The sequence below is a fragment of the Rhizomonospora bruguierae genome, assembly GCF_018397995.1.
GTDB classification, from domain to species: domain Bacteria; phylum Actinomycetota; class Actinomycetes; order Mycobacteriales; family Micromonosporaceae; genus Rhizomonospora; species Rhizomonospora bruguierae.
Map to the genome: position 1 here is coordinate 78,952 of NZ_BBQH01000019.1, position 24,033 is coordinate 102,984.

24 protein-coding genes and 1 pseudogene are annotated in these 24,033 nt (G+C 74.4%); 10 read left to right on the forward strand and 15 right to left on the reverse strand.

Translation table 11 applies throughout. The features are described from left to right. Positions 1 to 6: 6 nt before the first annotated feature. Positions 7 to 237, forward strand: a complete 231-nt coding sequence (locus tag KJS59_RS10645) for a DUF397 domain-containing protein (protein ID WP_213452597.1) — start codon at positions 7 to 9, stop codon at positions 235 to 237. A gap of 175 nt (positions 238 to 412) precedes the next feature. After that, positions 413 to 727, forward strand: coding sequence for a hypothetical protein (locus KJS59_RS10650; RefSeq protein WP_249714036.1), 315 nt, complete (start codon positions 413 to 415; stop codon positions 725 to 727). A gap of 61 nt (positions 728 to 788) precedes the next feature. Here the strand turns inward: KJS59_RS10650 and nudC are convergent, their stop codons facing one another. The 4 genes from nudC to KJS59_RS10670 are packed head-to-tail and all read right to left on the reverse strand — an operon-like array spanning position 789 to position 4,857. After that, positions 789 to 1,754 (reverse strand): NAD(+) diphosphatase, encoded by a 966-nt coding sequence (nudC, locus tag KJS59_RS10655; RefSeq protein WP_249714037.1) that lies wholly within the window; start codon positions 1,752 to 1,754, stop codon positions 789 to 791. Then, on the reverse strand, positions 1,751 to 3,064 hold the full coding sequence (locus KJS59_RS10660; protein ID WP_213452598.1) for a M16 family metallopeptidase: 1,314 nt from the start codon (positions 3,062 to 3,064) through the stop codon (positions 1,751 to 1,753). The genes nudC and KJS59_RS10660 overlap by 4 nt, the downstream gene beginning before the upstream one ends. Beyond that, positions 3,061 to 4,368: a M16 family metallopeptidase gene (locus KJS59_RS10665; protein WP_213452599.1), complete on the reverse strand. Its 1,308-nt coding sequence runs from the start codon at positions 4,366 to 4,368 to the stop codon at positions 3,061 to 3,063. Before KJS59_RS10665 ends, KJS59_RS10660 begins: the two co-directional genes overlap by 4 nt. 33 nt (positions 4,369 to 4,401) lie before the next feature. Further along, positions 4,402 to 4,857, reverse strand: a complete 456-nt coding sequence (locus KJS59_RS10670) for an RrF2 family transcriptional regulator (protein ID WP_213452601.1) — start codon at positions 4,855 to 4,857, stop codon at positions 4,402 to 4,404. A 174-nt stretch (positions 4,858 to 5,031) separates the two neighbouring features. Here KJS59_RS10670 and KJS59_RS10675 point away from each other — a divergent pair, with 174 nt between their 5' ends. From KJS59_RS10675 to KJS59_RS10690, 4 genes are all read left to right on the forward strand, one after another. After that, positions 5,032 to 5,466: an RrF2 family transcriptional regulator gene (locus KJS59_RS10675; protein ID WP_213452602.1), complete on the forward strand. Its 435-nt coding sequence runs from the start codon at positions 5,032 to 5,034 to the stop codon at positions 5,464 to 5,466. A gap of 83 nt (positions 5,467 to 5,549) precedes the next feature. Continuing rightward, positions 5,550 to 6,614 (forward strand): ABC transporter substrate-binding protein, encoded by a 1,065-nt coding sequence (locus KJS59_RS10680; protein ID WP_213452603.1) that lies wholly within the window; start codon positions 5,550 to 5,552, stop codon positions 6,612 to 6,614. After that, positions 6,611 to 7,387, forward strand: a complete 777-nt coding sequence (locus KJS59_RS10685; protein ID WP_213452604.1) for an ABC transporter ATP-binding protein — start codon at positions 6,611 to 6,613, stop codon at positions 7,385 to 7,387. The genes KJS59_RS10680 and KJS59_RS10685 overlap by 4 nt, the downstream gene beginning before the upstream one ends. Beyond that, positions 7,377 to 8,339 carry an ABC transporter permease gene (locus KJS59_RS10690; RefSeq protein WP_213452605.1) on the forward strand — a complete coding sequence of 321 codons (963 nt, stop codon included), beginning with the start codon at positions 7,377 to 7,379 and terminating at the stop codon, positions 8,337 to 8,339. Before KJS59_RS10685 ends, KJS59_RS10690 begins: the two co-directional genes overlap by 11 nt. Before the next feature lies 1 nt (position 8,340). Here KJS59_RS10690 and KJS59_RS10695 read toward each other — a convergent pair whose 3' ends face one another. Both KJS59_RS10695 and KJS59_RS10700 read right to left on the reverse strand, forming a co-directional pair. Continuing rightward, positions 8,341 to 9,288 (reverse strand): hypothetical protein, encoded by a 948-nt coding sequence (locus KJS59_RS10695; protein ID WP_213452607.1) that lies wholly within the window; start codon positions 9,286 to 9,288, stop codon positions 8,341 to 8,343. Continuing rightward, positions 9,285 to 9,482 carry a hypothetical protein gene (locus tag KJS59_RS10700; RefSeq protein WP_213452609.1) on the reverse strand — a complete coding sequence of 66 codons (198 nt, stop codon included), beginning with the start codon at positions 9,480 to 9,482 and terminating at the stop codon, positions 9,285 to 9,287. The genes KJS59_RS10695 and KJS59_RS10700 overlap by 4 nt, the downstream gene beginning before the upstream one ends. A 129-nt stretch (positions 9,483 to 9,611) precedes the next feature. On the opposite strand from KJS59_RS10700, the gene KJS59_RS10705 reads away from it, so the two are divergent. After that, positions 9,612 to 10,031, forward strand: coding sequence for a pilus assembly protein CpaE (locus tag KJS59_RS10705; RefSeq protein ID WP_213452611.1), 420 nt, complete (start codon positions 9,612 to 9,614; stop codon positions 10,029 to 10,031). Next, on the forward strand, positions 10,028 to 10,666 hold the full coding sequence (gene lipB, locus KJS59_RS10710) for a lipoyl(octanoyl) transferase LipB (RefSeq protein WP_283775765.1): 639 nt from the start codon (positions 10,028 to 10,030) through the stop codon (positions 10,664 to 10,666). The genes KJS59_RS10705 and lipB overlap by 4 nt, the downstream gene beginning before the upstream one ends. Here lipB and KJS59_RS10715 read toward each other — a convergent pair. The 4 genes and pseudogenes from KJS59_RS10715 to KJS59_RS10730 form a co-directional block, all read right to left on the reverse strand. Further along, on the reverse strand, positions 10,663 to 14,076 hold the full coding sequence (locus tag KJS59_RS10715) for an ATP-dependent helicase (protein WP_213452613.1): 3,414 nt from the start codon (positions 14,074 to 14,076) through the stop codon (positions 10,663 to 10,665). The two genes, lipB and KJS59_RS10715, sit on opposite strands and share 4 nt — an antisense overlap. Further along, positions 14,073 to 17,435: an ATP-dependent helicase gene (locus tag KJS59_RS10720; RefSeq protein ID WP_249714047.1), complete on the reverse strand. Its 3,363-nt coding sequence runs from the start codon at positions 17,433 to 17,435 to the stop codon at positions 14,073 to 14,075. Before KJS59_RS10720 ends, KJS59_RS10715 begins: the two co-directional genes overlap by 4 nt. 230 nt (positions 17,436 to 17,665) lie before the next feature. Next, positions 17,666 to 18,208, reverse strand: a pseudogene (locus KJS59_RS10725) (LOG family protein); the annotation flags it as partial. A 1-nt stretch (position 18,209) separates the two neighbouring features. Beyond that, positions 18,210 to 19,031, reverse strand: coding sequence for an LOG family protein (locus KJS59_RS10730; RefSeq protein WP_213452617.1), 822 nt, complete (start codon positions 19,029 to 19,031; stop codon positions 18,210 to 18,212). A gap of 116 nt (positions 19,032 to 19,147) precedes the next feature. On the opposite strand from KJS59_RS10730, the gene KJS59_RS10735 reads away from it, so the two are divergent. Continuing rightward, positions 19,148 to 19,303, forward strand: a complete 156-nt coding sequence (locus KJS59_RS10735; protein ID WP_213452619.1) for a hypothetical protein — start codon at positions 19,148 to 19,150, stop codon at positions 19,301 to 19,303. A 78-nt stretch (positions 19,304 to 19,381) separates the two neighbouring features. On the opposite strand, the gene dapE is transcribed toward KJS59_RS10735, so the two are convergent. Then, on the reverse strand, positions 19,382 to 20,449 hold the full coding sequence (gene dapE, locus KJS59_RS10740) for a succinyl-diaminopimelate desuccinylase (protein ID WP_213452621.1): 1,068 nt from the start codon (positions 20,447 to 20,449) through the stop codon (positions 19,382 to 19,384). Here dapE and dapD point away from each other — a divergent pair. Beyond that, positions 20,448 to 21,461, forward strand: a complete 1,014-nt coding sequence (dapD, locus tag KJS59_RS10745) for a 2,3,4,5-tetrahydropyridine-2,6-dicarboxylate N-succinyltransferase (RefSeq protein ID WP_213452623.1) — start codon at positions 20,448 to 20,450, stop codon at positions 21,459 to 21,461. The genes dapE and dapD overlap by 2 nt on opposite strands. A gap of 43 nt (positions 21,462 to 21,504) precedes the next feature. On the opposite strand, the gene KJS59_RS10750 is transcribed toward dapD, so the two are convergent. The 4 genes from KJS59_RS10750 to KJS59_RS32175 all read right to left on the reverse strand — a co-directional run bounded on the left by KJS59_RS10750 (position 21,505) and on the right by KJS59_RS32175 (position 23,738). After that, entirely contained in the window at positions 21,505 to 22,134 is a 630-nt protein-coding gene (locus KJS59_RS10750) for a nucleoside/nucleotide kinase family protein (RefSeq protein ID WP_213452625.1), read from the reverse strand. Between the two features lie 95 nt (positions 22,135 to 22,229). After that, a complete protein-coding gene (locus tag KJS59_RS10755) occupies positions 22,230 to 22,772 on the reverse strand; it encodes a GNAT family N-acetyltransferase (RefSeq protein WP_249714038.1) in 543 nt (180 codons plus the stop codon). An 11-nt stretch (positions 22,773 to 22,783) separates the two neighbouring features. After that, complete coding sequence (locus KJS59_RS10760) at positions 22,784 to 23,269, reverse strand: hypothetical protein (protein ID WP_213452627.1); 486 nt, start codon at positions 23,267 to 23,269, stop codon at positions 22,784 to 22,786. Positions 23,270 to 23,480: 211 nt separating this feature from the next. Further along, on the reverse strand, positions 23,481 to 23,738 hold the full coding sequence (locus KJS59_RS32175) for a helix-turn-helix domain-containing protein (protein ID WP_213452629.1): 258 nt from the start codon (positions 23,736 to 23,738) through the stop codon (positions 23,481 to 23,483). Positions 23,739 to 24,033: the final 295 nt, after the last annotated feature.

The window sequence follows — 24,033 nt, forward strand, 5'->3', positions numbered from 1 at the left end:
ATCGAGATGAACCTCAGCCGCGCGCGCCTGGCCGACGTGCCTTGGCGCATCAGCACTCGCAGCCAGAGCACCAACTGCGTCGAGGTGGGACCGCTCGGAGCGGGCCTCGACGCGTCGGTGGCCATGCGGGACAGCAAGAACCGGCAGGGTCCGGTGCTGGTGTTCTCCCGCGTCCAGTGGCAACGGTTCGTCGCGGCCACCAAGGACGGCGAGTTCGACCTGCACGTCATGTCCTAGCGGGACGGCACCACCCGGGAGGGCCCCCTAGGTATACGCGGGGTGTCGGGGGCCTTTCTCCAGCGTTTCGGTTGCGGCGACGGCACCCGGGGCGCAGCATGAGGACGAGCGTGGAACTTCCATCCTTGGATCATTCGCTACCCCCGGGCGGTGGCGAACCTTGGGGAGCGAGCGCATGCGCTATCTGATCGTCCGCACCGAAGTCCGCACCGTCGCCTCCGACGAACTCGCGAACGCCTGGTCCGACAGCCGCTGGGTCCGGGACGAACGCGAACACCCGGAACCCCGCCGCCTCACCGCCACCGCCGACGACCTCCCCGCGGCGCTCATCCTCGCCCGGGCCCTGACCGCCACGGGCCTCGTGCGCAGCGGGCGCTGCCGGGTCAAGATCCTGCCGTTCGGCCCCCGCGAACACTCCACAGGGGACGGCCGGCACCGGTCACCGTTCACCGCCGGCATCGCCGCCCCGCCGCCGCGCGGCGCGCCATAACCGTCCCGGCCCGTGACCGCCGCGGCAACGACGGCCGCGGGCCAGGGACCGGCGCTCGGCCTCAGCGGGCACCCGCGTGCCAGCGGGTGATGAGGTAGTACGCGATCGATGCGCTCATCGACAGCGTGAACGGCGCCTCCGGCGTGCCGGCCAGCACCTCCGACATCTCGCGCCGGGTGAACCAGCGGGCGTCGGCGATCTCGGCGGGGTCGAGGCGGAGCGGGGTGTCCGGGTCGGCGAGGGCGAAGAAGCCGAGCATCAGCGAACCGGGGAACGGCCACGCCTGGCTGCCGGCGTAGGTGATGGCCCGGACCGGGATGCCCACCTCCTCCTCGACCTCCCGCGCCACCGCCGCCTCCGCCGACTCGCCCGGTTCGACGAAGCCGGCGAGGCAGGAGTAGCGGCGGCGCCAACCGGCCGGCCAGGTGGCGTTGTTGCCGAGCAGGCAGCGCCCCTCGGGCCCCGGCACCCCGTCGTGGACCAGAACGATCATCGCCGGGTCGGTGCGGGGCCAGGTGGTGCCGGCCTCGGGGTCCTGCCGGACCCAGCCGCCGTCCGTCGGCGTGGTGGGCAGGCCGGTCTGCGACGAGAACGGGTGGCGGGCGTGCCAGTGCCCCAGGGCGGCGGCGGTGGTCAGCAGCCCGAGGTCGCGGTCGCTGAGCAGGTGGCCGGCCTGGCGCAGGTCGGCGGGGCGGAGCCCGGACCGCTCGGCCACCTCGCCGACGACGGCGAAGACGGGCGTGTCGCCGTCCACCAGGCCGAGAAACATCCGCTCGGCGGGCGGGACGGCCGGCGCCTGGTCGGCGTCGAGCAGGACCAGGCCGTTGTCGGCCTCGCCGATCAGCGCCCGGCCGCCGGCGGCGATGTCGACGACCAGGACGAGCCCGCGCTTGTACGCCTCGGCCAGCCACGCCTCATCGGTGCGCCGGTGAGCCGCCCGGTTGAGGGTGGTGCGGGCCAGCGGCGGCTGGCCGGGCGCCACGCCGAAGGCCCACGCCGGCTCCGCGTCCGGGTCGGGTCGCGTCACGCCGCGGGTTCCACGGCGGTGAGCGCGGATAGCGGACCGCCGACCTTCTCGGCGTCCCCCAGGACGACCGTCACCGCGCGGGCGGGCGCCAGATACCGGGCCGCCGCGGCGGCCACCTCCGCCCGCGTCGCGGCGGCGAGCCGGGCGGCGTGCTCGGCCAGGAAGTCCAGCCGCAGGCCGAACCCGGCGTACGTGCTGAGCAGCCCGGCCAGCCCCGCCTGCGTGGACGCGCCGAGCAGCAGCGTGCCGAGCGCGTACTGCCGGGCCTGTTCCAGTTCCGCCTCGTCGGGCGGCAGCGCGGCCAGCCGACCCAGTTCGTACTGGGTCTCCAGCAGCGCGGGCGCGGTGACCTCCGTGGCGACGTCCGCGTTGACGGTCAGCACCGAGCCGGCGGACGCGTGCTCGACGAGCGAGTTGGGTCCGTACGTGTAGCCCTTGTCCTCGCGGATGTTCTCCACCCACCGGGAGGAGAAGTAGCCGCCGAAGATGAGGTTGGCCAACTGGAGCGCCGCGTGGTCCGGGTGGGTGCGGGGCACCGCCGGCAGCGCCATGCGCAACGAGGACTGCACCGCGCCGGGGCGGTCGACCAGCAGCAGCGGACCGGGCCGCGGCTCGGGTGCCGGCGGCAGGACGGCCTGCTTGCCGCCGCCGTTCCAGCCGCCGAGCGCCTTCTCCGCCGCGTCCAGCGCCTTCTCCGGGGGCAGGTCGCCGACCAGGACCAGGACCGAGCCGCCCGGGTGCAGGCGCTCGCCGTGCAGGGCGCGCAACTGCGCCGGGCGCACCGCGCGGACCTGCTCCGCCTCGGGGGTCTGTACGCCGTACGGGTGATTTCCGTAGACCCGCTTCAGCAACGCGACCCGGGCCAGGTGCTGCGGCTGGCTCCCGGCGAGCTGGATCTGGTCTGCCAGGCGCTCCCGCTCGGTGGCGACCTCGTCGCCCGGGTAGGCGGCGCCGGTGAGCACCTCCGCCAGCAGTTCGAGCAGCCGGTCCAGGCCGGAGACCAGGCCGTTGCCGGAGATGAGCAGGCGGTCCGGGTCGAGGCCGGCGGACAGGGCGCCGCCGACGGTCTGCAACTCGGCGGCTATCTCCACGGTGGACATGCCGGCGGTGCCGGTGAACAGCGACTGGGACAGCAGGGACGCGCGGGCCAGGTGCGCCCGCGGGAACGGGACCCGCAGCCGCACCTCGACCAGCGGGACCGCCGCGCGGCGCACCGCGACGACGGTCAGCCCGTTCGGCAGGGTGCGCTCGGCCTGCCGGGGCAGCTTCAGCTTGCGGGCCGGGCCGAGGGCCGGCAGTACGTGGGTCATGGGCGTCCTCCCGGCACGACCTCGATGGCCGCCCGGCGGTCCGGCCGCAGCGCCGCGGCGGCCGCCCGGATCTGCTCCTCGGTCACCTCGCCGATCAGGCGGGGCAGGTCGTTGATCAGTTCGGGGGCGCCGCGCTGCTGCTCCAGCACGGCCATCCGCAGCGCCCGGCCCAGCACCGCGTCGGTGTCCCGGAGCAGGTGCGTGGCCATCCGGGCCTGGACGCGGGCCAGTTCGCCGCGGCTCGTGCCGCCGGTGGCGAGGCGGTCCAGTTCCTCGTCCACCGCGCGGAGCACCTTCTCCACGTCGCCGCCGGGCGGCAGGTGGGCCTGGAGCAGCAGGGCGGTCGGGTCGCGCACCTCGAACGGCTCGCCCATGAAGCCGAGGTAGCCGCCGACCGTGGTGACCGTGCGGTCGCGCAGCACCAGGCGCTGCTGGAGGCGGGCGGCGTCGCCGTCGGTGAGCACCTCGGCCAGCACCACGTACGGCAGGTACCCGGCGAAGTCCGTGACCGGGTCGGGTACCCGCCAGGCGGCGGCGACCGCGGGCAGCGGCGCGAGCGGGTCGGGGTAGCTGGCCCGGCGCTCGGCGGTCAGGTCCGGCTCGGCGAAGTCGGGGCGCTTCGGCGCCGGCCGCTTCGGCACGTCGCCGAAGTGCCGCTCGACCAGGCGGCGGCAGTCGTCCACATCGAGATCACCGGCGACCGTGAGCACGGCGTTGCCGCCCGCGTAGTAGCGCTCGAAGAAGCCGGCGGCGTCGGCGACGGTGGCGCTCTCCAGGTCGTCGAACGAGCCGTACCCGTCGTGCGCGTTCGGGAACGTGTCGAACATGACCGGCGGCAGCTTGAGCCACGGGAACCCGCCGTACGGCCGGTTCAGCACGTTGACCCGGATCTCCTCCTTCACCACGTCCACCTGGTTGCGCAGGTTCTCCTCGGTGAGCCGGGGGCCGCGCATCCGGTCCGCCTCCAGGAACAGCGCCCGCTCCAGCGCGTTCGACGGGAGGGTCTCGTAGTAGTCGGTGTAGTCCAGGTGGGTGGAGCCGTTGAAGGTGCCGCCGGCGCCCTGCACGTGCCGGAAGTGGGCGAGCTTCTCCAGGTTCGCCGAGCCCTGGAACATCAGGTGCTCGAACAGGTGCGCGAACCCGGTGCGCCCCTGCGGCTCGGACCGGATGCCGACGTCGTACACGGCGGCCACTCCGACCACCGGCGCGCTGCGGTCCGGTGCCAGCACCACCCGCAGGCCGTTGCCGAGCGTGAACCGCTCCACCGGATACTTCGTCGCGGGGATCCGGATTTTACGCGCCATGAAGGCGACCCTAGCGCGTCCGGCCGGAAAGGATCAGCGGGGCAGCCAGGCGTCCGGCGTGGCGGTGAGCTTGCGTACCCGGGCGGGCAGCCGGCCGCTGACCAACTGGGCCAGCGTCACCTCGTCGACCACTCCCCGCACCGCGGAGCGCACCGCCACCCACAGTTCGGACAGGTGGGCCGCGGTCCCCTCGTACGCGGTCTCCTCCGGGCGCATGCCCCGCACGCCGGCGAGCGGGCCGTCCACGGCGCGCAGGACCGAGCCCACCGTGATCTGGTCCGGCGGCTGCCTGAGCAGGTACCCGCCCTCCGCGCCGCGCACGCCCTGCACGAGCCCGGCCCGGCGCAGGTCGGCGAGGACCGCCTCGAGGAACTTGCGCGGCATGCCCTGCGCGTCGGCGAGCGTCTGCGCGGAGACGGTCGCCGGGTAGGAAGCCGCCAGACCCAGCGCGGCCCGCACCGCGTAGTCCCCTCGTGCCGACACCTGCATGCGCCTATCATGCCCGGCCCGCCGGCCGGCCAGGCGCCCGGCCCCGCACCCGGTCCGGCGCCGGTCACCGCGCGCCGGCTCCCACGATGCGGACAGCCCTTGACGCAGTGGTCCACTTAATCGATCGTTCCTATTGAACAGGTAGGGAATATCAAGAATAGGGAGACCACACCCGTGTACGTGTCGGCCCGCGCGGACTACGCCGTCCGCGCCATGCTCGCCATCGCCGCGGGCGAGCCGGCACTGGTCAAGGCCGCCGCGCTGGCCCGCACGCAGGAGATCCCGCTGAGCTTCCTCCAGGGGATCCTGCTCGACCTGCGCCGGGCCGGCCTGCTGCACAGCCACCGGGGCACCGACGGCGGGTACACGCTCGCCCGGTCGGCCGGCGAGGTGACGGTGGGCGACGTACTGCGGGCGGTGAGCGGCAGCCTGACCACGGTCCGCGGGCTGCCCGCCGACGACGCGACCTACCACGGCGTGGCCACCGGGCTGCGCGACGTGTGGCTCGCGGTGCACGCCGCGATCGAGCAGGTCGTGGACAGCACCAGCCTCGCCGATCTGCTCCCCGGGCGCCGCCCGGGAGCGCTGACCCGAAACCGGCTCCCTTGAGCCCGAACAGCACCGATCCCGAACAGCACCGATTCCTGAACAGCTCTTTCCTGAACAGCCGAGTGCGAAGGAGGACGGGACGCATGACGCCCCGGAGCATCCGCGCGGTCGCCGCGGCGGCCGCATTACTTCTGGCCGGGACCACCCTGGCCGGCTGCGGCGACGACGGCGCCGACACCGGCTCATCCGGCGCCGCCACGGCGCTGCGGCTCGGGTTCTTCCCGAACATCACCCACGCCCCCGCCCTGGTCGGCGTCCAGCAGAAGCTCTTCGAGCAGTCGCTCGGCGGCACCAGGCTGGAGACCAAGACGTTCAACGCCGGACCCGCGGCGATCGAGGCGCTGTTCTCCGGCGCCATCGACGCCACCTACATCGGCCCCAACCCGGCCATCAACGGCTGGGCACAGTCCAAGGGCGAGGCGCTGCGGATCATCGCCGGCACCACGTCCGGCGGCGCCGGGCTGGTGGTCAGGTCCACCATCAACGGCCCGGCCGACCTGAAGGGCAAGAAGATCGCCACGCCGCAGCTCGGCAACACGCAGGACGTCGCGCTGCGCTACTGGCTCAAGGAGAACGGCCTCACGGCGGACCAGCAGGGCGGCGGCGACGTCTCCGTGCTGCCGCAGGACAACGCCACCGCGATCCAGGCGTTCAGCAGCGGCGCGATCGACGGCGCCTGGCTGCCCGAGCCACACCTGAGCCGGCTGCTGCTGGAGCAGAAGGGCAAGCTGCTGGTCGACGAGAAGACGCTCTGGCCGGGCGGGCAGTTCGTCACCACCCACCTGATCGTGCGCACCGAGTTCCTGCGCAAGTACCCGGAGACCGTCAAGGCCCTGCTCCAGGGGCACCTCAAGGCGCTGGACCAGATCGCCAGCGACCCGGCCGGCGCCCAGAAGGCGGCCAACGAGCAGATCGCCGCGCTCACCGGCAAGCCGCTCAACGACCAGATCCTGGCCGCCGCGTTCCAGAACATGACCTTCACCGCCGACCCGGTCGCCGCCTCGCTCGCGGCCAGCGCCCAGCACGCCGAGGAGATCGGCCTGCTCAAGCCGGTGGACCTGAAGGGCATCTACGACCTCGGCCCGCTGAACGAGTTGCTCAAGTCCGCCGGCAAGCCCGAGGTGAGCCCGGGGGGCCTGGCGCCATGACGGTGACGGATCGGCAGCGCGGCGACGCACCGTCGGGGCTGCACATCGACGCAGTGTCCAAGGTGTACGGTCGTGGGCGCGGCGCGCTGCTGGCCCTCGACGACGTCTCGCTGTCGGTCCGGCCGGGCGAGTTCGTCTGCCTGCTCGGCGCGTCCGGGTGCGGCAAGAGCACGCTACTGTCCCTGGTGGCCGGACTGGACGCGGTCACCAGGGGCAGCGTCGACACCGGCGGCGGCCGGGTCTCGCTGATGTTCCAGGAGCCGGCGCTGTTCCCCTGGCTCACCGTGGCCGGCAACGTCGAGATCGCGCTGCGGATGCGCGGCGTGGACCGGGCCGAACGCCGCCGCCGCGCCACGGACCTGCTGGAGACCGTCCGGCTGGACGGCTTCGGCGCCAAGCGCCCGCACGAACTGTCCGGCGGCATGCGGCAGCGGGTCGCGCTGGCCCGCTCGCTGGCGCAGGAGTCCGACCTGCTGCTGATGGACGAGCCGTTCGGCGCGCTGGACGCGATGACCCGGGACATCCTGCACGACGAGGTGGAGCGGATCTGGCGGGAACGTGACCTGACCGTCCTGTTCGTCACCCACAACGTGCGCGAGGCGGTCCGCCTCGGCGACCGGGTGATCCTGCTCTCCAGCCGCCCGGGCCGGGTCATCGAGGACTACCCGGTGCACCTGGACCGCCCCCGGCGCATCGACGCGCCCGAGGTGGCCGAACTCGCCGGCAAGATCACCGAACGGCTCCGCGCGGAGGTGTCCCGCCATGCCCGCTGAGACCCGGCTGCCCGCTGAGACCCAGCCGCCCGGTGAGACGCGACCACCCAGCGAGACCCGACCGCCCGACCAGACCCCGCCGAAGGGGCGGGACGAGGCGGCCGACCAGGTCGCCGGCCTGGACGTGCTGGAGTTGGCGCCACCCGCCGACCGGGACCGCACCCTCGGCCAGTACGCCGCCCGGATCTGGGCCTCGGCCTGGCCGAAGGCCCTGGCGATCGCGCTCGCCCTGGCCGCCTGGCAACTGGTCGTGCTCAGCGGCTGGCGGCCCGAGTTCATCCTGCCGCCGCCGTCCGACGTGGCCGCCGAACTGCGCGACATCGTCCGCTCCGGCGACTTCTACGGGGCGGTGCTGATCACGATGCGCCGCGCCGTGGTCGGCTTCCTGCTGGCGGTCGCGATCGGCACGCTGGTCGGCATCGCCGTGGCCCGGTTCCGGCCGCTGCGCGCCGCGATCGGCTCGCTGATCACCGGGTTGCAGACCATGCCGTCGATCATCTGGTTCCCGCTGGCGATCCTGCTGTTCCAGCTCAGCGAGAGCGCGATCCTGTTCGTGGTGGTGCTCGGCGCCGCCCCCTCGGTGGCGAACGGGCTGATCAGCGGCATCGACTACGTCCCGCCGCTGTGGCTGCGGGTCGGCGACGTGCTCGGCATGCGCGGCCCGGCCCGGTACCGGCACCTGATCCTGCCCGCCGCGCTGCCGTCGTTCGTCTCCGGACTCAAGCAGGGCTGGGCGTTCTCCTGGCGCAGCCTGATGGCCGGCGAACTGCTGGTGATCGTGCCGGGCACGCTGTCCATCGGCGCCCGACTCCAGGCCGCCCGGGACCTCACCGAGGCGCCCCTGCTGATGGCGTACATCGTGGTGGTGCTCGTCATCGGGATCCTCATCGACGTGCTGTTCAACGCCGCCGACACCGCGCTGCGCCGCCGCTGGGGGCTGCTCAGCGGGTAGCTCAGGTCGGCCGGACGCTGGCCAGCACGTCGTCGATGACCCAGTCGAACTGCTTGTGCGTGCCGGGAATGGAGACGTAGAGGATCGCCGCCTCGGGGCGGCCGACGTCGATCGTGGCGACGGCCGCCCGCTCGTCCTTGGCCATCAGGCCCGGGCGGTTGAAGTGCAGGCGGAACTCGGTGACCCAGGCCGGGCGGCCGCCCAGGGTGGTCTTGCCGTCCCGCAGCAACTCCAGCGTGTTCGGCCGCGGGTAGTACGAATTGCGCACGTCGTTGGAGACGGCCCGGCCGACGCACTCCAGGTCCAGCACCATCGCGTCGTTCTCCGCCGCCGGCACCGAGCCGGAGAGGATCGACGCGTGGTACGAGCCACCGTCGTACTCCTCGGTGATGAAGTGCTGCCCCACCCCGTACGCGACCTGGAGGCTGCCCTGCCGCCACACCGTGTTCCACGGCTCCCACGGCGCCGGGTACTTCCGGTACGAGATGCCGGCGCGCTGGTCGACGGTGCGCGGACCGGTGGCCGGGGCGACGGCCGGCGGCGGCGGCTCGTCGCTGGGCGGGGCGCCGGGCGGCGGGCAGGCGCGGGCCAGCGGCGGCCGCACGTCGCTCGGCCCGGACGGCCGCTCCCAGAACGGCTTGGCTCCCCCGCCGAGGGTGAGCCCGAGGACGATCGCCAGCCCGGCCGCGACCACCGCCGCGGCGATGCCGCCGAACCACAGCAGCCGGCGCCGGTCGGCGGCGCCCGGGTCGGCGGGCGGCTCGGCCGGGGGTGCGATCGGCGGCGGTGGCGTGGTCAGCCGCGTCACCGCGCCCGCGCCGTGCCCCTCCTTCACCGGCAGCGGCACGGCCCCCGGCGGTGGCGCCGCTGCCGCCGGTTTCGGGGCAGGCGGCGGCTGCCAGTCCCCCGGCCGGGACCACGGCGACGTCGACTCCTCGGTGGTGCTCATCCCCCACCAGTGAACACCACCGCAGTCGGGGCCGGCACGCTCGTCCCCGACCCCGGCGCCCACACCTGCACGACCGGCACGAACGCCGGCAGCGCGGCGTCCCGGTACCACGGGCCGAACACCGCCACCGCGACCAGCAGCAGTCCCACCGCCGCCAGCAGCAGGACGAGCGCGACTTCCCGAACGCCATCCATCGCAGCCCCGCATACGAAAGTTCGGACCTTCAGGATCCGCCCTGCTCAGCCCCGCCGCAGTCGACCAGCGGACAACCGGACGGGTGCATTCGGTTCGACGGCGCCCGGCGCCCGGGGGACGATGGACGCATGATCCCGGTGACCCTCGCGGTGCGACTGCACCGCGCCGGCCTCCAGTGGCACCCCGCCCCGGGCGACCGCTTCGCGATGCCCGACCGCGACCTGGACGACGACGTGTTCGTGCTCAGCGACATGACGATCCAGGTGTACGACACCCCGGACGAGCAACTGATCGGCTTCAACGGCACGGTCGAGTGGGCGCTGGACGACATCGCCGTGCACGAGGCCATCTGGCTGCCCCGCGAGGACCAGCTCCGCGACCTGCTCCGGGGCACGTTCCGCCGGCTGGAGCGGGAGGCCGGCGCCTACCGCGTCACGCTGGAAACCGTTGACGGCGGGCGGGCGTTCAGCGCGCAAACCGCCGAGGAGGCGTACGGGCACGCGCTGCTGCACCTGATCGAGTCCGCCGTGGCGCCGGTGGCCCCGTGACGCCGCCGCTGCACCGGGTCGACCTGGGCGAGGTCGCGTACGAGGACGCCGCGGCCCGGATGGCGACGTGGGTGAAGGAGCGCCAGGAGGGCCTGGTGGCCGACCGGCTGTTCCTACTCGGCCACCCGCCCGTCATCACCTACGGTCCCCGCACCGCCCCCGGTGACCTGCCGGCCGACCTCGACATCCGCGCCGTGCCCGTGGACCGCGGCGGGTACGCCACGTACCACGGCCCGGGGCAGCTCGTCGGCTACCTGGTGCTGAACGTGCGCGCACGCGGACCCGCCGACATCGTCCGCTGGTTGGAGAACGGGCTGGTGGCGGCGCTCGGCGCGCTGGGCTTCCCCGCCCTGCGCCGGGACACCCCGCCGGGCGCGAGCAGCCTGGTCGGCGTCTGGACCTCGGACCACCACAAGATCGCGTCGATCGGCCTGCGGATCCGCCACGGGGTCACCAGTCACGGCTTCGCCCTCAACATCGACCCGGACATGACCGCCTTCGACCGGTTCACGGTCTGCGGCCTGCACGAGGTGACGATGACCTCGCTGCGCCGGGAGGCCGAACGCCTGGGCGTCCCGCTGCCCACCGAGGCCGCCGTCCGGGACGCGGTCGCCACCGCCCTCGGCGCCACCTAACGATCCGGCTCCGCCGGGGGGATGCCGGTGACGAGGGCGGTCAGGCCCTCGGCGTCCAGCAGGTCGGCCGGGCGCACGGTACGGCCCTCCCGCACGTAGTGGAACGCCGCCCGCACCCGCTCGACCGGGACGCCGGCCAGGGACGCCCACGCCAGCCGGTACGCGGCCAGTTGCACCGCTGCCGCCGCCCCGTCGGCGCCGGTGGGGCGCCGGCCGGTCTTCCAGTCCACGACGTCGAAGTCGCCGCCGGCGTCGGCGAACACGGCGTCCATGCGGCCCCGGACCACGACCCCGCCGATGGAGGTGGCGAACGGCACCTCCACCTCGACCGGTACCCGGCTCGCCCATTCGCTGGCCAGGAAGCGCTCCTGTAGCTCGGTGAGGGCCGAATCGGGGGCCGCGTCCTCGTCGGCGGCGCCGGGCAACTCGTCCACGTCCAGCAGGCGCTCGCCGCCGAAGCGCTGCTCCAGCCAGCGGTGGAACGCGGTGCCCCGGCGGCCGTGGACATCGGGGCGGGCGGGCATCGGGCGGCGCAGCGCGCGGGCCAGGCGCTGCGGGTCGCGGTGCAGGGTGACCAGTTGCGAGACGGTCAGATGCTCCGGCAGCGCCACCGGTATCGGCCCGGGCGGGCGGGCGGCGCGCTCGCGCTCGGCGAGCAGCAGCTTCACCTCGTGCGCCCACCGCCGCGCCTCCTCATCGGGCGCGGATGCCGCCGGCGGCGGGTCGCCGGCCCCCTGCTCACCGGCGAGTTGTTCCCCGCCCGGCTGCTCGACGCCCGGCCGCTCGGCGCCCAGGTGCTCGCGGACCAGGGCGGCGGCGCGTTCCAGCGCGGCCCGGCGCCCGCCGAGCGGGTCGGCCGGCCACCCGGCCCTCGCCACCTCGTCCTCGGTGGGGTTGGTGGCGCCCGGCGGCGGCACCGGCGCCCAGTGGTCCACGACGCCCGCGCCGGCCAGGCAACCCGCCCTCACCTCGGTGAGCAATATGGACGGACCCCGGGCCGTCTTCAGCCCCTCGCCCCACCAGTGGCCGGAGCACAGCAGCAGCCGGCGGGGCCGGGTCACTGCCACGTACGCCAGGCGGCGCTCCTCCCGCTCGTCGTGGTGCTGCCACTCCTGCTTGAACGCCTCCAGCGCGGTGGCGACCTCCTTCTGGTCCACGGCCGGGTCCAGGCGCGGTTCGGGCAGGCCGGCCCGGTCGCCGCGCAGCGGGAACGGCAGCACACCGAGCCCCTGAAGGTAGTGGTCGCTGTTGCGGGCCCGGCCGGGCCACTGGGTGCGGCACAGGCCGGCCACCGCGACCACGTCCCACTCCAGGCCCTTCGCGGCGTGCGCGGTGAGGATCTGGGCCGCGCCGGCCACCACGTCCACCTCGCCGGGCTCCAGGCCGCGCTCCTCCTCCTCGGCCGCCGCCAGGTAGGCCAGGAAGCCGGTCAGCGTCGCGCCCTCCGCCTCGCCCGCGAACCGGGCCGCCACGTCGCCGAGCGCGTCCAGGTGGCCCCGGGCCAGGCCCGCGTCGCCCGCCTCGGCGCCCGCGCCCCGGATACCCAGCGCGCGCACGGCCACCTCGACGTCCAGGCCCAGGGTCCGCTCCACGTCCGCGACCAGGTCCGGCAGCGGCTGGTCCAGCCGCTGCCGCAGGGCGTCCAGCTCCACCGCGTACGCGCGCAGCCGCGCCAGGCCAGCCGGGGAGAACCCGGGCGCCGGCGAGGTCAGCTCGGCGAGCGCCTCGACCAGCGTCACCTCGTCCAACCGATCCGGCAGCGGCTCCTCCACCGGCTCCGGGTCCTCCCGTGGCGGGCTGGTCAGCCGCTCGGTGCGGCGGCGGGACGACAGCCTGCGGGCCAGCCGGTGCAGGGCCACGAGATCCCGGGGACCGATCCGCCAGCGCGCGCCGGTCAGCAGCCGCAGCAGGGCGGCGCCGTCGGCCGGGTCGGCGAGCACCCGCAGGGTGCTGACCACGTCGCGCACCTCGGGCGTGTCCAGCAGGCCGCCGAGGCCCACCACCTCCACCGGGACGCCGCGGGCCCGCAGCGCCGCCTCGATCGCGGGGATCTGGGCGCGCAGCCGCACCAGTACCGCCGTGGTGGGCCGGGCCTCGACGGGGATCTCCTCGGGCGCGGCGCCGGGACGGCCGGCGGCGGCCCGCCAGGCGGCGACCACCCGGTCCGCGACCCACTCGGCCTCCTGCGCCGCCGTCTCCAGCAGGGCGCAGCGGACCGTCGCGCCGCCGGAGAGCGCGCCGGCCACCCGGCGGGACGAGGACAGCTGCGCGACCCGGGCGCCGGCCCGGCGCAGCGGCGCCGACAGCGCGTTCGCCACCGACAGGATCTCGGGCCGGTTGCGCCAGCTCGTGGTGAGCGTCAGCTCCCGGGCCGGCGTGCCGTCCGGCCGGCGGAACTGCTCGCCGAAGCGCTCCAGGGTGCCGGCGCTCGCCCCGCGCCAGCCGTAGATGGACTGGCATGGGTCGCCCACCGCGGTGACCGGGTGCCCCTCGCCGTACAGCGAACGCAGCATCACCACCTGGGCGTGGCTGGTGTCCTGGTACTCGTCGAGCAGCACCACCCGGTACCGCTCCCGCTCGATCCGGCCCACCTCGGGATGGTCGCGGGCGACGACGGCGGCGCGGGCGAGCTGGTCGCTGAAGTCCATCGCCTCCAGCTCGCGCTTGCGCTCCGCGTACGCCCGCACCAGCGGCAGCAGCTTGAGCCGCAGCTGCTGCTGGCCGAGCGCGTCGCTGACCGCCTTCAGCATCCGGCCGGGGCGGGCGGTGACCTCCGCGTAGAAGCGGCCCGTCCAGGCGGACAGCTCCGCCGGGCCGACCAGGTGCTCCGACAGCTCCGCCGCGAGCGCCAACACGGCGTCGGTAACCGTGCTCGGCGCGCTGCTCATCCCCGCCATGTCGCCCGCGTACGCGCGGACCAGCCCGTCCACCACCTGCCAGCGGGACGCCTCGGTCAGCAGCCGGGTCGCCGGCTCGTACCCCGACCGCAGGCCGTGCTCGGTCACCACCCGGCCCGCGTACGAGTGGTAGGTGGCGACCGTGGGTTCGCCGCTCAGCAGGTCCTCGCGCGGGTTGTCGACCTGCCGCCCGAGCCGCCGGACGAGCTGCCCGAGCCGGGTCCGGACCCGGTGCGCCAACTCGCCGGCCGCCTTGCGGGTGAACGTGAGGCCGAGCACCTGCTCCGGTCGCACGTACGCGTTGGCGACCAGCCACACCACCCGGGCCGCCATCGTCTCGGTCTTGCCGGAGCCGGCGCCGGCCACCACCAGCAGCGGCTCCACCGGCGCCGAAATGATCGCCGCCTGCTCCTCGGTCGGGCGGGGCAGCCGCAGCAGCCGGGCCAGTTCCACCGGCGTGTACCGGGGGCCGGCGTCGGCGCGCACCCGCCGGCGGCTGGCGGCGGCGGTCACGGCTGCACCACCTGCCGCCCGTGGCCGGACAGCGGGCAGGCCGTGCGCACCGGGCAGATCCGGCAGCGGCTGTTCGCGACCGCCTGGAAGGTGCCGGCCGCCATCGTCGCCGCGGTCCGCTGGACCAGTTCGCGGGCCCACGCCGGGTCCGGCGCCCCGGCCAGCGGCGGCTGTTCCTGCTCCCGCGCCTGCCGGGTGGTCGTTCCCAACTGCACCAGCGCCGCACCGCCGGAGACCGTGCCGTGCTCGGCGAACGCGCCCGCCTCGACCGCCACCTGGTACCCGGCCAGCTGCGGGTGCTCGGCCAGCTCGGCCCGGGTGCCCGTGCTGCGCCCGGTCTTCAGGTCCACCACCACGAGCCGGCCGTCCGCGTCCCGCTCCAGCCGGTCCACCTTGCCGGAGAGCACCACCGGGCGGTCGCCGTCGCCGGCCAGCCGCACCTCGAACTCCCGCTCGATGGCCAGCAGCCGGCGCGGGTTCGACGACAGCCAGTGCAGCAGCTTGTCCACCATCTGCTCGGCCCGCGCCTGTTCCGGGCCGGCCAGCCAGCGCGCCGCCAGCTCGATCGCCGGGAACCGCTGCGCGACGTACTCCAGCATCGCCTCGCGGTCCGCGGCCGCGTCCGCCGCCCGGGTCGCCGCGGCGTGTACGAGCATGCCGATGTTCTGCGCCGGGCTCGGCGGGGCCCCGCCGCCGTGCCGTTCCAGCAGCCACCGCAGCCCGCAGCGCAGCGCGCTCTCGATCGTGGACGGCGTGACCCGCACCTCGGCGCCCGCCGGCACCAGGGGACGGTCGTCGGAGAGCGGGAGCAGCCCCCACCACTCGTCGGGGTGGGCGCCGGGCACACCGGCCCCGGCGAGGCGGGCGAGCTGGGCCGCGGCCGCCCGCCGCCGCGCCTCGGGCGCCGCCTCGTCGGCGGCGGCGGTTCGCAACTCGGCGACGAGCGCCGGGAGGGTCAGTGCCCGGGGCGGGCGGGTGAGCGGCGGCTCTCCCGCATCATCCGGTTCCCTCTCCGGCCCGGGCTCAGGAGCGCCCGCGCCCGCCTGAGGGCCCTGGGTGGGACCCTCCGGAGGCCGGGGGGACGGCGGCCCGTCACCCCGGCCGGACGGGCGCGTGCCACCCAACTCGTGCAGGAATCGGCTCGGTTGCTCCGCGCCGTCGGCACCGCCGACCGAGGCGGACTCCACGGCGGTGACGAGCAGCCTGCGGCGGGCCCGGGTGGCGGCCACGTAGAACAGCCGGCGCTCCTCGTCCAGCAGCGCCGAGGTCATGCCCGCAGCGGCGGCGCCGGGGCCGGTGGCGCGCCCGGCGGCCACGTCCACCAGCCGCTCGGAGCCGAGCAGGCTGCCACGCAGGCGCAGGTCCGGCCAGATGCCCTCCTGCACGCCCGCCACGGCCACCACGTCCCACTCCTGCCCCTTCGCCGCGTGCGCGGTGAGCAGCCGGACCGCGTCGCCCCGGTCGGCGGTGGGCGCCAGCGAGTCGGCCGGCAGGTCCTGGCCGAGGACGTGCTCCAGGAACAGCTCGAGCCGGGCGCCCGGCAGCCGGTCCGCGAACCGGGCGGCGGCGTCGAACAGCGCGACCACCGCGTCCAGGTCGCGGTCCGCGGCGGAGGCGCGCCAGCGGGCCGCGGCGTCGGTCACGCCGGTCGCCTCGGTGGCCGGGGTGCCGAGGGCGGCCTCGACCCAGCGATCGGCCAGGCCGCTGGCCCGCCACACCGCCCACAGCACATCTTCCACAGTGGACTCCGGTGGCCCGGCCACCTCGCGCGCGGTGGCCAGCAGCCGGGCGACCGCGCGCGCCGGCGCCGCCCAGCGCCGCTCCAGGTCGGCCAGGCCGGCCGGGTCGCGCAGCGCCGCGACGAGCAGGTCGCCCGAGGGGCGCCGGTCGCCGCCCGCCAGCGCGCGGGCGCGCAGGCCGTGCCGCAGCCGGCGCTCGGCCAGCGGATCGGCCCCACCCAGCGGGGAGTGCAGCAGCACGACCGCCGCCGGCTCGTCCAGCAGGTCGGGCTGGATCGCACAGCGCAGCAGCAGGAGCAGCGGGACCACGGCGGGCTGGAGGTGCAGGGGCAGATCCTCGGCCAGCGTGCTGGTCGGCACGCCCGCCGCGTGCAGCGCCCGCCGGATCGGCGCGAGCTGGAGGTGCGTGGAGCGCAGCAGCACCGCCATGCGCGACCAGGGCACCCCGCCCATCAGGTGCGCCTCGCGCAACGCGTACGCCAGGTACGCGGACTCGGCGGTGGCCGACGCGAAGCGGCGCACCTCCACCTCGCCGGGGCCCGCCTCGGGGGCGGGCAGCAGGGCGCGGTGCCGGGCCGGGCCGCGCAGCCGGGACGCCACCCGGCGGGTCGCCGCCACCAGATCGGCCCCGGACCGGTACGACCGGGTCAGCGTGACCGCCGGCGCCGGCGCCCCGGCAACCGTGGTGAACCGGTCGGGGAAGGCGTGCACGCCGCCGGGGTCCGCGCCCCGGAAGGCGAACGTGGACGAATCCGGATCGGCGAAGGCAACCAGGTGACGCCCGCCGCCCGCGACCAGTTCCAACAGGTCGAGCTGGGCGGGATCGGTGTCGTGCAGCTCGTCGGCGTAGACGAACTCGAGCCGGCGGCGCTCGGCCGCCAGCAGCTCCGGGTCGCCGGCGAGCAGCCCCACCGCCGCCCGGACCAGCTCCGCGTAGTCGTACGCGACCGGCTCCCGGCCGGTGCCGGTGCGCAGGGCGAGCACCGCCTGGTACTCGTGCAGGAACCGGGCCGCCGCCGGCCAGTCCTCCCGGCCGACCAGCTCACCCAGCTCGGCGAGCTGCGCCGCGGAGATGCCCCGCTCGTTGGCCCGCAGCAGCAGATCCCGCAGTTGCTCGGCGAACGCCCGGGTGTGCAGCGCCGACCGCAGCGACGCCGGCCAGCCGCCCTCCTCCGCGCTGGCCAGCAGCTCGCGGATGACCAGATCCTGCTCCGGCGCGGTCAACAGCCGGGGAGCCGGCTCGCCGCGCTGCGCCGCCGCCCGCCGCAGGAGCCCGAACGCGTACCCGTGGAAGGTCCGCACCAGCGGCTCGTGCACCACCGAGGCGGTCGGCGGGGCACCGAGCGGGGCACCGGCGCCGGCGATCCGCGCCTCGATCCGGCCGCGCAGCGCCTGCGCGCCCCGCCGGCCGAACGTGAGCACCAGCACCCGCTCCGGGTCGGCGCCCTCCGCCACCCGGGCCGCGACCGCCTCGACCAGGGTTGTGGTCTTCCCCGTGCCGGGGCCGCCGACCACCAGCAGCGGCCCGGCCGTGTGCCCGACGACCCGCCGCTGGAGCGGATCCTCCCGCAGCGCGGGCACGCCCGGCGCCGGCGCCTGCCGCACCAGGCGAAACACCACACCCGCCGCACTCACGCGAGCTATCGAACCACGAACCCCCGACAGCGGATCGGCACACCACGCCACCGCCACGAGCCACCGGGCGGGCGGCACGGCACGCAGACTGAGGAGATTTTGGTACGGACCCGGCCAAAAACCGGCGCATCCATACCAAGATCTCCTCAGCCTGCCGGCACGGTGGCGCCACCGACGTTGAGCGGCCCACCCCGACCGGCCGGGGCGGGCGCGGGCGCGAGCCGGCTCTCGATCGCGTCCAGGGCGGCGGGGACCGTGTCCACGACGATCAGCAGGTCCAGGGCCGCCTGGCGGGCGAAGGCGGCCGACGGCAGGGCACGCAGCCACTCCAGCAGGCCGGTGTAGAAGCCGTCGGCGTTCACCAGGACCACCGGCTTGCGGTGCACGGCCAGCGTCGCGGTCGTCCAGACCTCGAACAACTCGTCCAGGGTGCCGAGGCCGCCCGGGAGGGTGAGGAACGCGTCCGACTTGTCGACCATCAGCGTCTTGCGGGCCGCCATGTCGCCGGTCACCACCAGGTCGTCGGCGTGGGAGTCGGCGACCTCCAGGTCCACCAGGTTCTGCGGGATGACCCCCAGCGTGTGCGCGCCGCCGGCGCGGGCCCCGTCCGCGGCGGCGCCCATCATGCCGACGCAGCCGCCGCCCGAGACCAGCGTGTGCCCGCGCGCGGCGAGCTGGCGGCCGGTGGCGTGGGCGAGTTCGAGCCAGCGCCCGTCGAGGCGCCGGGACGAGGCGCAGAAGACGCAGATGGCCGCCACGTCACTCGCCGTCCGCGCCGCTGTCGACCCGGGTCCGGGCCACCGCGGCCTCCTCGCGGGCCTCCTGCTCGGCGGCGAGCGCCGCGTCCGAGTCGACCAGGTGCTGGACGGCGTTCGCCACGCTGTCGGTGAGGCAGATCAGGTCCAGATCCTCCGGTCCAATCTTGCCTTCGGCGAGCATCCGGGCGCGCAGCCAGTCGATCAACCCGGACCAGTACTCGGTGCCCATCAGCACGACCGGGAACCGGGTCACCTTCCTCGTCTGGACCAGCGTGAGCGCCTCGAACAACTCGTCCAGCGTGCCGAAGCCACCGGGCAGGACCACGAAGCCCTGCGCGTACTTGACGAACATGGTCTTGCGGGCGAAGAAGTACCGGAAGTCGATGCCGAGGTCGACCCACTGGTTGAGGCCCTGCTCGAACGGCAACTCGATGCCGAGCCCGACGGAGATCCCGCCCGCCTCGGCCGCGCCCCGGTTCGCCGCCTCCATCACGCCCGGGCCGCCGCCGGTGATCACCGCGTACCCGGCCTCGGCGAGCGCGGCGCCGAGCCGGCGGGCCAGCTCGCACTCGGGGCTGTCCGGCTTGCTGCGGGCCGAACCGAACACGCTGACCGCGGACGGCAACTCCGCCAGCGACTCGAAGCCCTCGACGAACTCGGCCAGTATCCGCAACGCCCGCCAGGCGTCCCGGGTGCGCCAGTCGGCGCGGCTGCGCGAATCCAGGAGTCGCTGGTCGGCGGTGCTGGGCGGAATCGCGGCACGCCGCAGGGTCAGCGCGCCGCGGTGCCGCACGGGTCCGCGGCCGGTCCGGTTCTGGCTCATGGGCCCACGGTAGTCAGTAACGCGCCGCGGACGTGGTACCCCTGCAACCAAATCGGCTTGCCGCGCGTCTACCAAGGCGCATACTCGGTATGGCTCGAGTCGGGGGGAGGGCCACCATGATGAACCGCATCGAACTGCTCCGCCGTCGGCGGCTCATGCACCGGCGCATCCAGGATCTGGTCGCCGAGCGCCGGCTGGCCGTGCCGCCGGCACGCGCCGACGAGGCCGCGGCGCCGCCCGGGGCCGACGACGCCACGGACGGCGTGGACTAAGCGCGCCCACCGCCGCCGGCGACGCCGCGAAGGCACCGACCAAGCGCGCCGCACCGCACCCCGGTGGACAACGCCGCGTCAGCCAAGCCAGCGCAGCAGGGTGGCGGCGCCCTCGCGGATCTTGCCGATCTCCACGTGCTCGTCCGCGCTGTGCGCCAGGTTCGGATCGCCCGGCCCGAAGTTCAGCGCCGGGATGCCGAGCGCCGCGAACCGGGCCACGTCCGTCCAGCCCAGCTTGCCGACGGGCTGCGCGCCGACGGCGGCCAGGAACTCGCGGGCCGGCTCCGCGGCCAGCCCCGGCAGCGCGCCGGGCGCCAGGTCGACCACGTCCACCACGTAGCCGTCGAACAGGTCTCGGACGTGCGCCTCGGCCTGCTCCGCAGAGCGGTCCGGGGCGAACCGGTAGTTGACGTCGATCTCACACGCGTCCGGTACGACGTTGCCGGCGATGCCTCCGGCGATCCGGACCGCGTTCAGCCCCTCCCGGTAGGTGCAGCCGTCGATGGTCACCATCCGTGGTTGGTACGCCTCCAGGCGGCGCAGCACCTCACCGGCGGCGTGGATGGCGTTCACCCCGCGCCACGAGCGCGCCGAATGGGCCCGCCGACCGGCGGTGCGCACGGTGGCCCGCAGCGTGCCCTGGCAGCCCGCCTCCACCACCCCGTACGTGGGTTCAAGAAGGACCGCGAAGTCGGCGGCCAGCCACTCCGGGTGCGCCTGGGAGACCAGGTTCAGCCCGTTGTGCCGGGAGTCGATCTCCTCGGCCTCGTAGAACAGGTACGTCACGTCGTACCGGGGCTCCGGCAGGTTCACCGCGAGGTGCAGTTGGAACGCGACCCCGGACTTCATGTCGGAGGTGCCGCAGCCGTAGATCAGGTCCCCGTCCACCCGGGACGGGAAGTTGTCCGCGTGCGGCACGGTGTCCAGGTGCCCGGCCAGCACCACCCGCTGCGGCCGGCCCAGGTCGGTACGGGCCATCACGGTGTTCCCGTGCCGCGCGACGGTCAGGTGCGGCAGCCCGTGCAGCACCTGCTCGACGTGGCCGGCGATCGTCGCCTCGTTCAGCGACACGGACTCCACATCGACCAGGGCGCGGGTCAGCACCACCGGATCGGCGAGTACCTCGGGGGTCAGCGGGTTAGCCATGCCCCGCACGGTACCTTTTGACCTCGTGAGCGCATCCACGTCTGGAGCCTGGGGCATCGGCCTCGCCACCATCACCGCGGACGACCAGGTCCTCGACACCTGGTACCCGGCCGGCAAGCTCGCTCTCGGGGTACCCGAGGCGGACGGGCGACCGGCGAACACGCCGCTGCCGCCGGCGGAGGGCGCGGCCCTGCTGGGTGCGCCGCCCGGCGCGCTGGGCGACCGGCCGCTGCCGGGCCTGCGCGCGGTGGCGGTGTTCACCGTGATCGGCTCGCTCGCCGACCCGCCGAAGGACGCGTACGACGCCTACCTGCGGCTGCACCTGCTCTCGCACCGGCTGATCAAGCCGAACGAGGCGAACCTGGAGGGCGTCTTCGGCCTGCTGACCAACGTCGCCTGGACCTCCGCCGGCCCGTGCCCGGCCGACCGGGTGGACGAGTTGCGCCTGCTCGTCCGCGGCACGGGCGGCTACCTGACCGTGTACGGGGTGGACAAGTTCCCCCGCATGACCGACTACGTGACGCCGAGCGGCGTGCGGATCGCGGACGCCGACCGGGTGCGTCTCGGCGCCCACCTGGCCGCCGGGACCACCGTGATGCACGAGGGCTTCTGCAACTTCAACGCCGGCACCCTCGGCACGTCCATGGTCGAGGGGCGGATCACCGCCGGCGTGGTGGTCGGCGACGGGTCGGACATCGGCGCCGGCGCCTCGATCATGGGCACGCTCTCCGGCGGCGGCAAGGAGCGGGTCCGGATCGGCGAGCGCTGCCTGCTCGGCGCGAACGCCGGCATCGGCGTCTCGCTCGGCGACGACTGCGTGGTCGAGGCGGGCTGCTACATCACCGCCGGCTCGAAGCTCACCCTGCCGGACGGCCGGGTGGTCAAGGCGCGCGAGCTGTCCGGCACGTCCGGCCTGCTGTACTGGCGCAACTCGGTGACCGGCGGGCTGGAGGCACGGCCGCGCAAGGGCACGGGCATCGCTCTGAACGCCGCCCTGCACGCCAACGACTGACGCCGCGCACCCTCCCCCGCTCGCACCGCGCGGGCGGGGGACCTCAACCGGACGCGATGATCAGATCGGCGCGCTCCCGCGTGGTCGCGATCACCTCCGCGTTGCGCTGGTCCGTGCCGCGCGCCCGCGCCGCCGCCACCTCCGCCGGCCGCCCGAACGCGATGTGCCGGTCGGTCAGCCGGCGAAGCCGCTCCTCCGCCGGCAACTCGATGAACCACGCCTCGTCCAGCAGCCCCCGCACCGGCGCCCAGCCGCCCGCGTCCAGCAGCAGGTAGTTGCCCTCGGTCACCACCAGCGGCGTCTCCGGCCGCACCGGGATGGCGCCCGCGACCGGCTCCTCGATCTCGCGGCGGAACACCGGCGCGTACACCGTCTCCTCGCCCAGGTACAGACGGCGCAGCAGGGCCACGTAGCCGGCGGCGTCGAACGTATCGACCGCGCCCTTGCGCTCATGCCGATCCAGCCGCCGAAGCTCCGCCTCCGCGAGGTGAAACCCATCCATGGGTACCAGCGCAGCACGCTCCCCCAACGCGGCGACGAGCGCGGCGGCGAGGGTGGACTTCCCGGCACCCGGCGCACCGGCGATGCCGAGAATCCGCCGCTCACCGGCCACGGCCAACCCCGCCGCCCGGTTGATGAGCGCGGCCAGGTCGTACGGCACGGTGCGAGTCACCGCGCCATTCTGCCCTCATTTCAGAGAAACAGCGGCGCCCCCCTGACCAGCGCCTCCGGTAGGCGGGCGCCGTAGGCGCCGGCGTGAGCACCTCGTTAGGACTCGTGCTGACGCAGGGGCAGAGGCAAGGCCAGGGCATCCATGGGCGGTCCCCAGCTCGGGTTCAGACGGCCACACAGCGACCAGCCCGACCGCGCGTACATGCCCCGCGCGGCCGCCCGGGGATTGGATGCGAGAACCGCCCACGGTTCCGGTCGACCGGAGAGTAGGTCCACGATCAGCCGGCGGCCAACAGCCCGACCGCGCATGTCCGGGTGGACCATCCACTCCATGACCGCGAACTTCGGAGCATCGCGGAGGTGCTCCGGTGGGTCGTCTTCAGCGTTGGACCACCAACGGCCGGCCGGCATCGTCCAGCCATACGCCACACCGACTACCCGCTCACCCTCCATGGCATCGACAAGGGTGAAGCCGGGCCGGTTCATCTCCTCCGTCAGGCTCCGTGCGAACTTGTCGACCATTTCCGGTCCCTCTTCGTACGGCGGCTCGGCGTAGACAACGGCGTACAGCCGCACAAAGTTCTCCGTCAGTTCCGCCGCGTGCTGTGCGTCCAGCCGGAAGTACCGCACGTCGCCCACGCCTGTGCAGCCTACTCGGAGGCACTCTCTGCCAGCCGTTCCCGCATCTGTTGAACCTCGACCCGGCGCCGCTCCTCGACCGGCACCGCCGCGACGACCTTCCAGGCGACCTCGTAAAGGATCGCCGTGTGGTGCTCGCGGGGTAGCTCATCGATCAGGGTTGCCGCGTACCGCAGGCCGTCGCCGACGTGACCGTCCTTGATGAGACAGACTGCGCGGTGCAGTTGGACCTGGGTGCGCAACCGGATGTGGCTCTCCGGGTAGAGCGAGAGGGTTTGCTCCTGCGCGGCCATTGCCGCTTGGGTGTTGCCGGTGTGCGTGTAGACGTAGCTCTCGGTATGACGCAGTCTGTGCTCCGGCCAGCCGAAGATCGAGTCCGCGGCTGCCAGTACCGTCGCTGGCATCCGGTCCGTCACCTCCTGGACCCGGCGCACGCTCCGCTCCGCTTCAGCGAAGCGCCCGGCCAGCGCCAGCGCCTGCGCCCGACCGGCATGCACTCCCGCAACCGCCGCTTGATCATGGGTCCGGCCAGCGCCACGGTTTCGTCGGCCCGCCCGATCACTTGCTCTAGCGGTCTGCCCACGTATAGCGCGTTGACCACCTCCCAGGCACCGACCAGGACGGCAGCATCGTTATCGCCGGACCGTTTGGCCGCGAGCCTCGCGGACGCCCACCACCTCGCCGCCAGGTGCCTCTGTCCGGTGTCCGTTAGCGCGAGTGCAACCAGTACAGCATGCGTCGCTGCATCTCCGCCTCCCCGGCCCGTTCCCGGTAAGCCTGGACAAGCAGGCCGCCGGCACCCAACGCCCGATCACAAGCCTCCGCGACCGCAGCGGTCGGCGGTCGGTCGCCTCGCTCTATTTGACCAAGATAGCCGTAGTCGTAAGCCGCCCGCGCCGACAACACCCGCAGCGACAGGCCGCGCCGTCGACGTAGCTGGCGGAGGACGTTCCCGAACGACTCCATGATCGGCTCCTGAGAGATGTGGGCAGAAGTGTGGGCCCTGCGCTCACCACTTCCTCATTGATACCGCACGTACGACGCTACCGGTGACGCCGCAATGACGAAAGCGTCGACTAAATCAAGCGGCGGCGTCATCTCCTAACGCGCCAGAGAGCGGCATTGACGATTCTTCTTGACACTGGAGGCGCCATGGCGCTGCACATAAACGCGAGCGTCGGGCAGCATGAGCAGCCCGTGCGAGCCGGAATCGACGGTCCCGCATTTGATCCACTTCCTTGCTCCGCCGTGGAGCACTTCA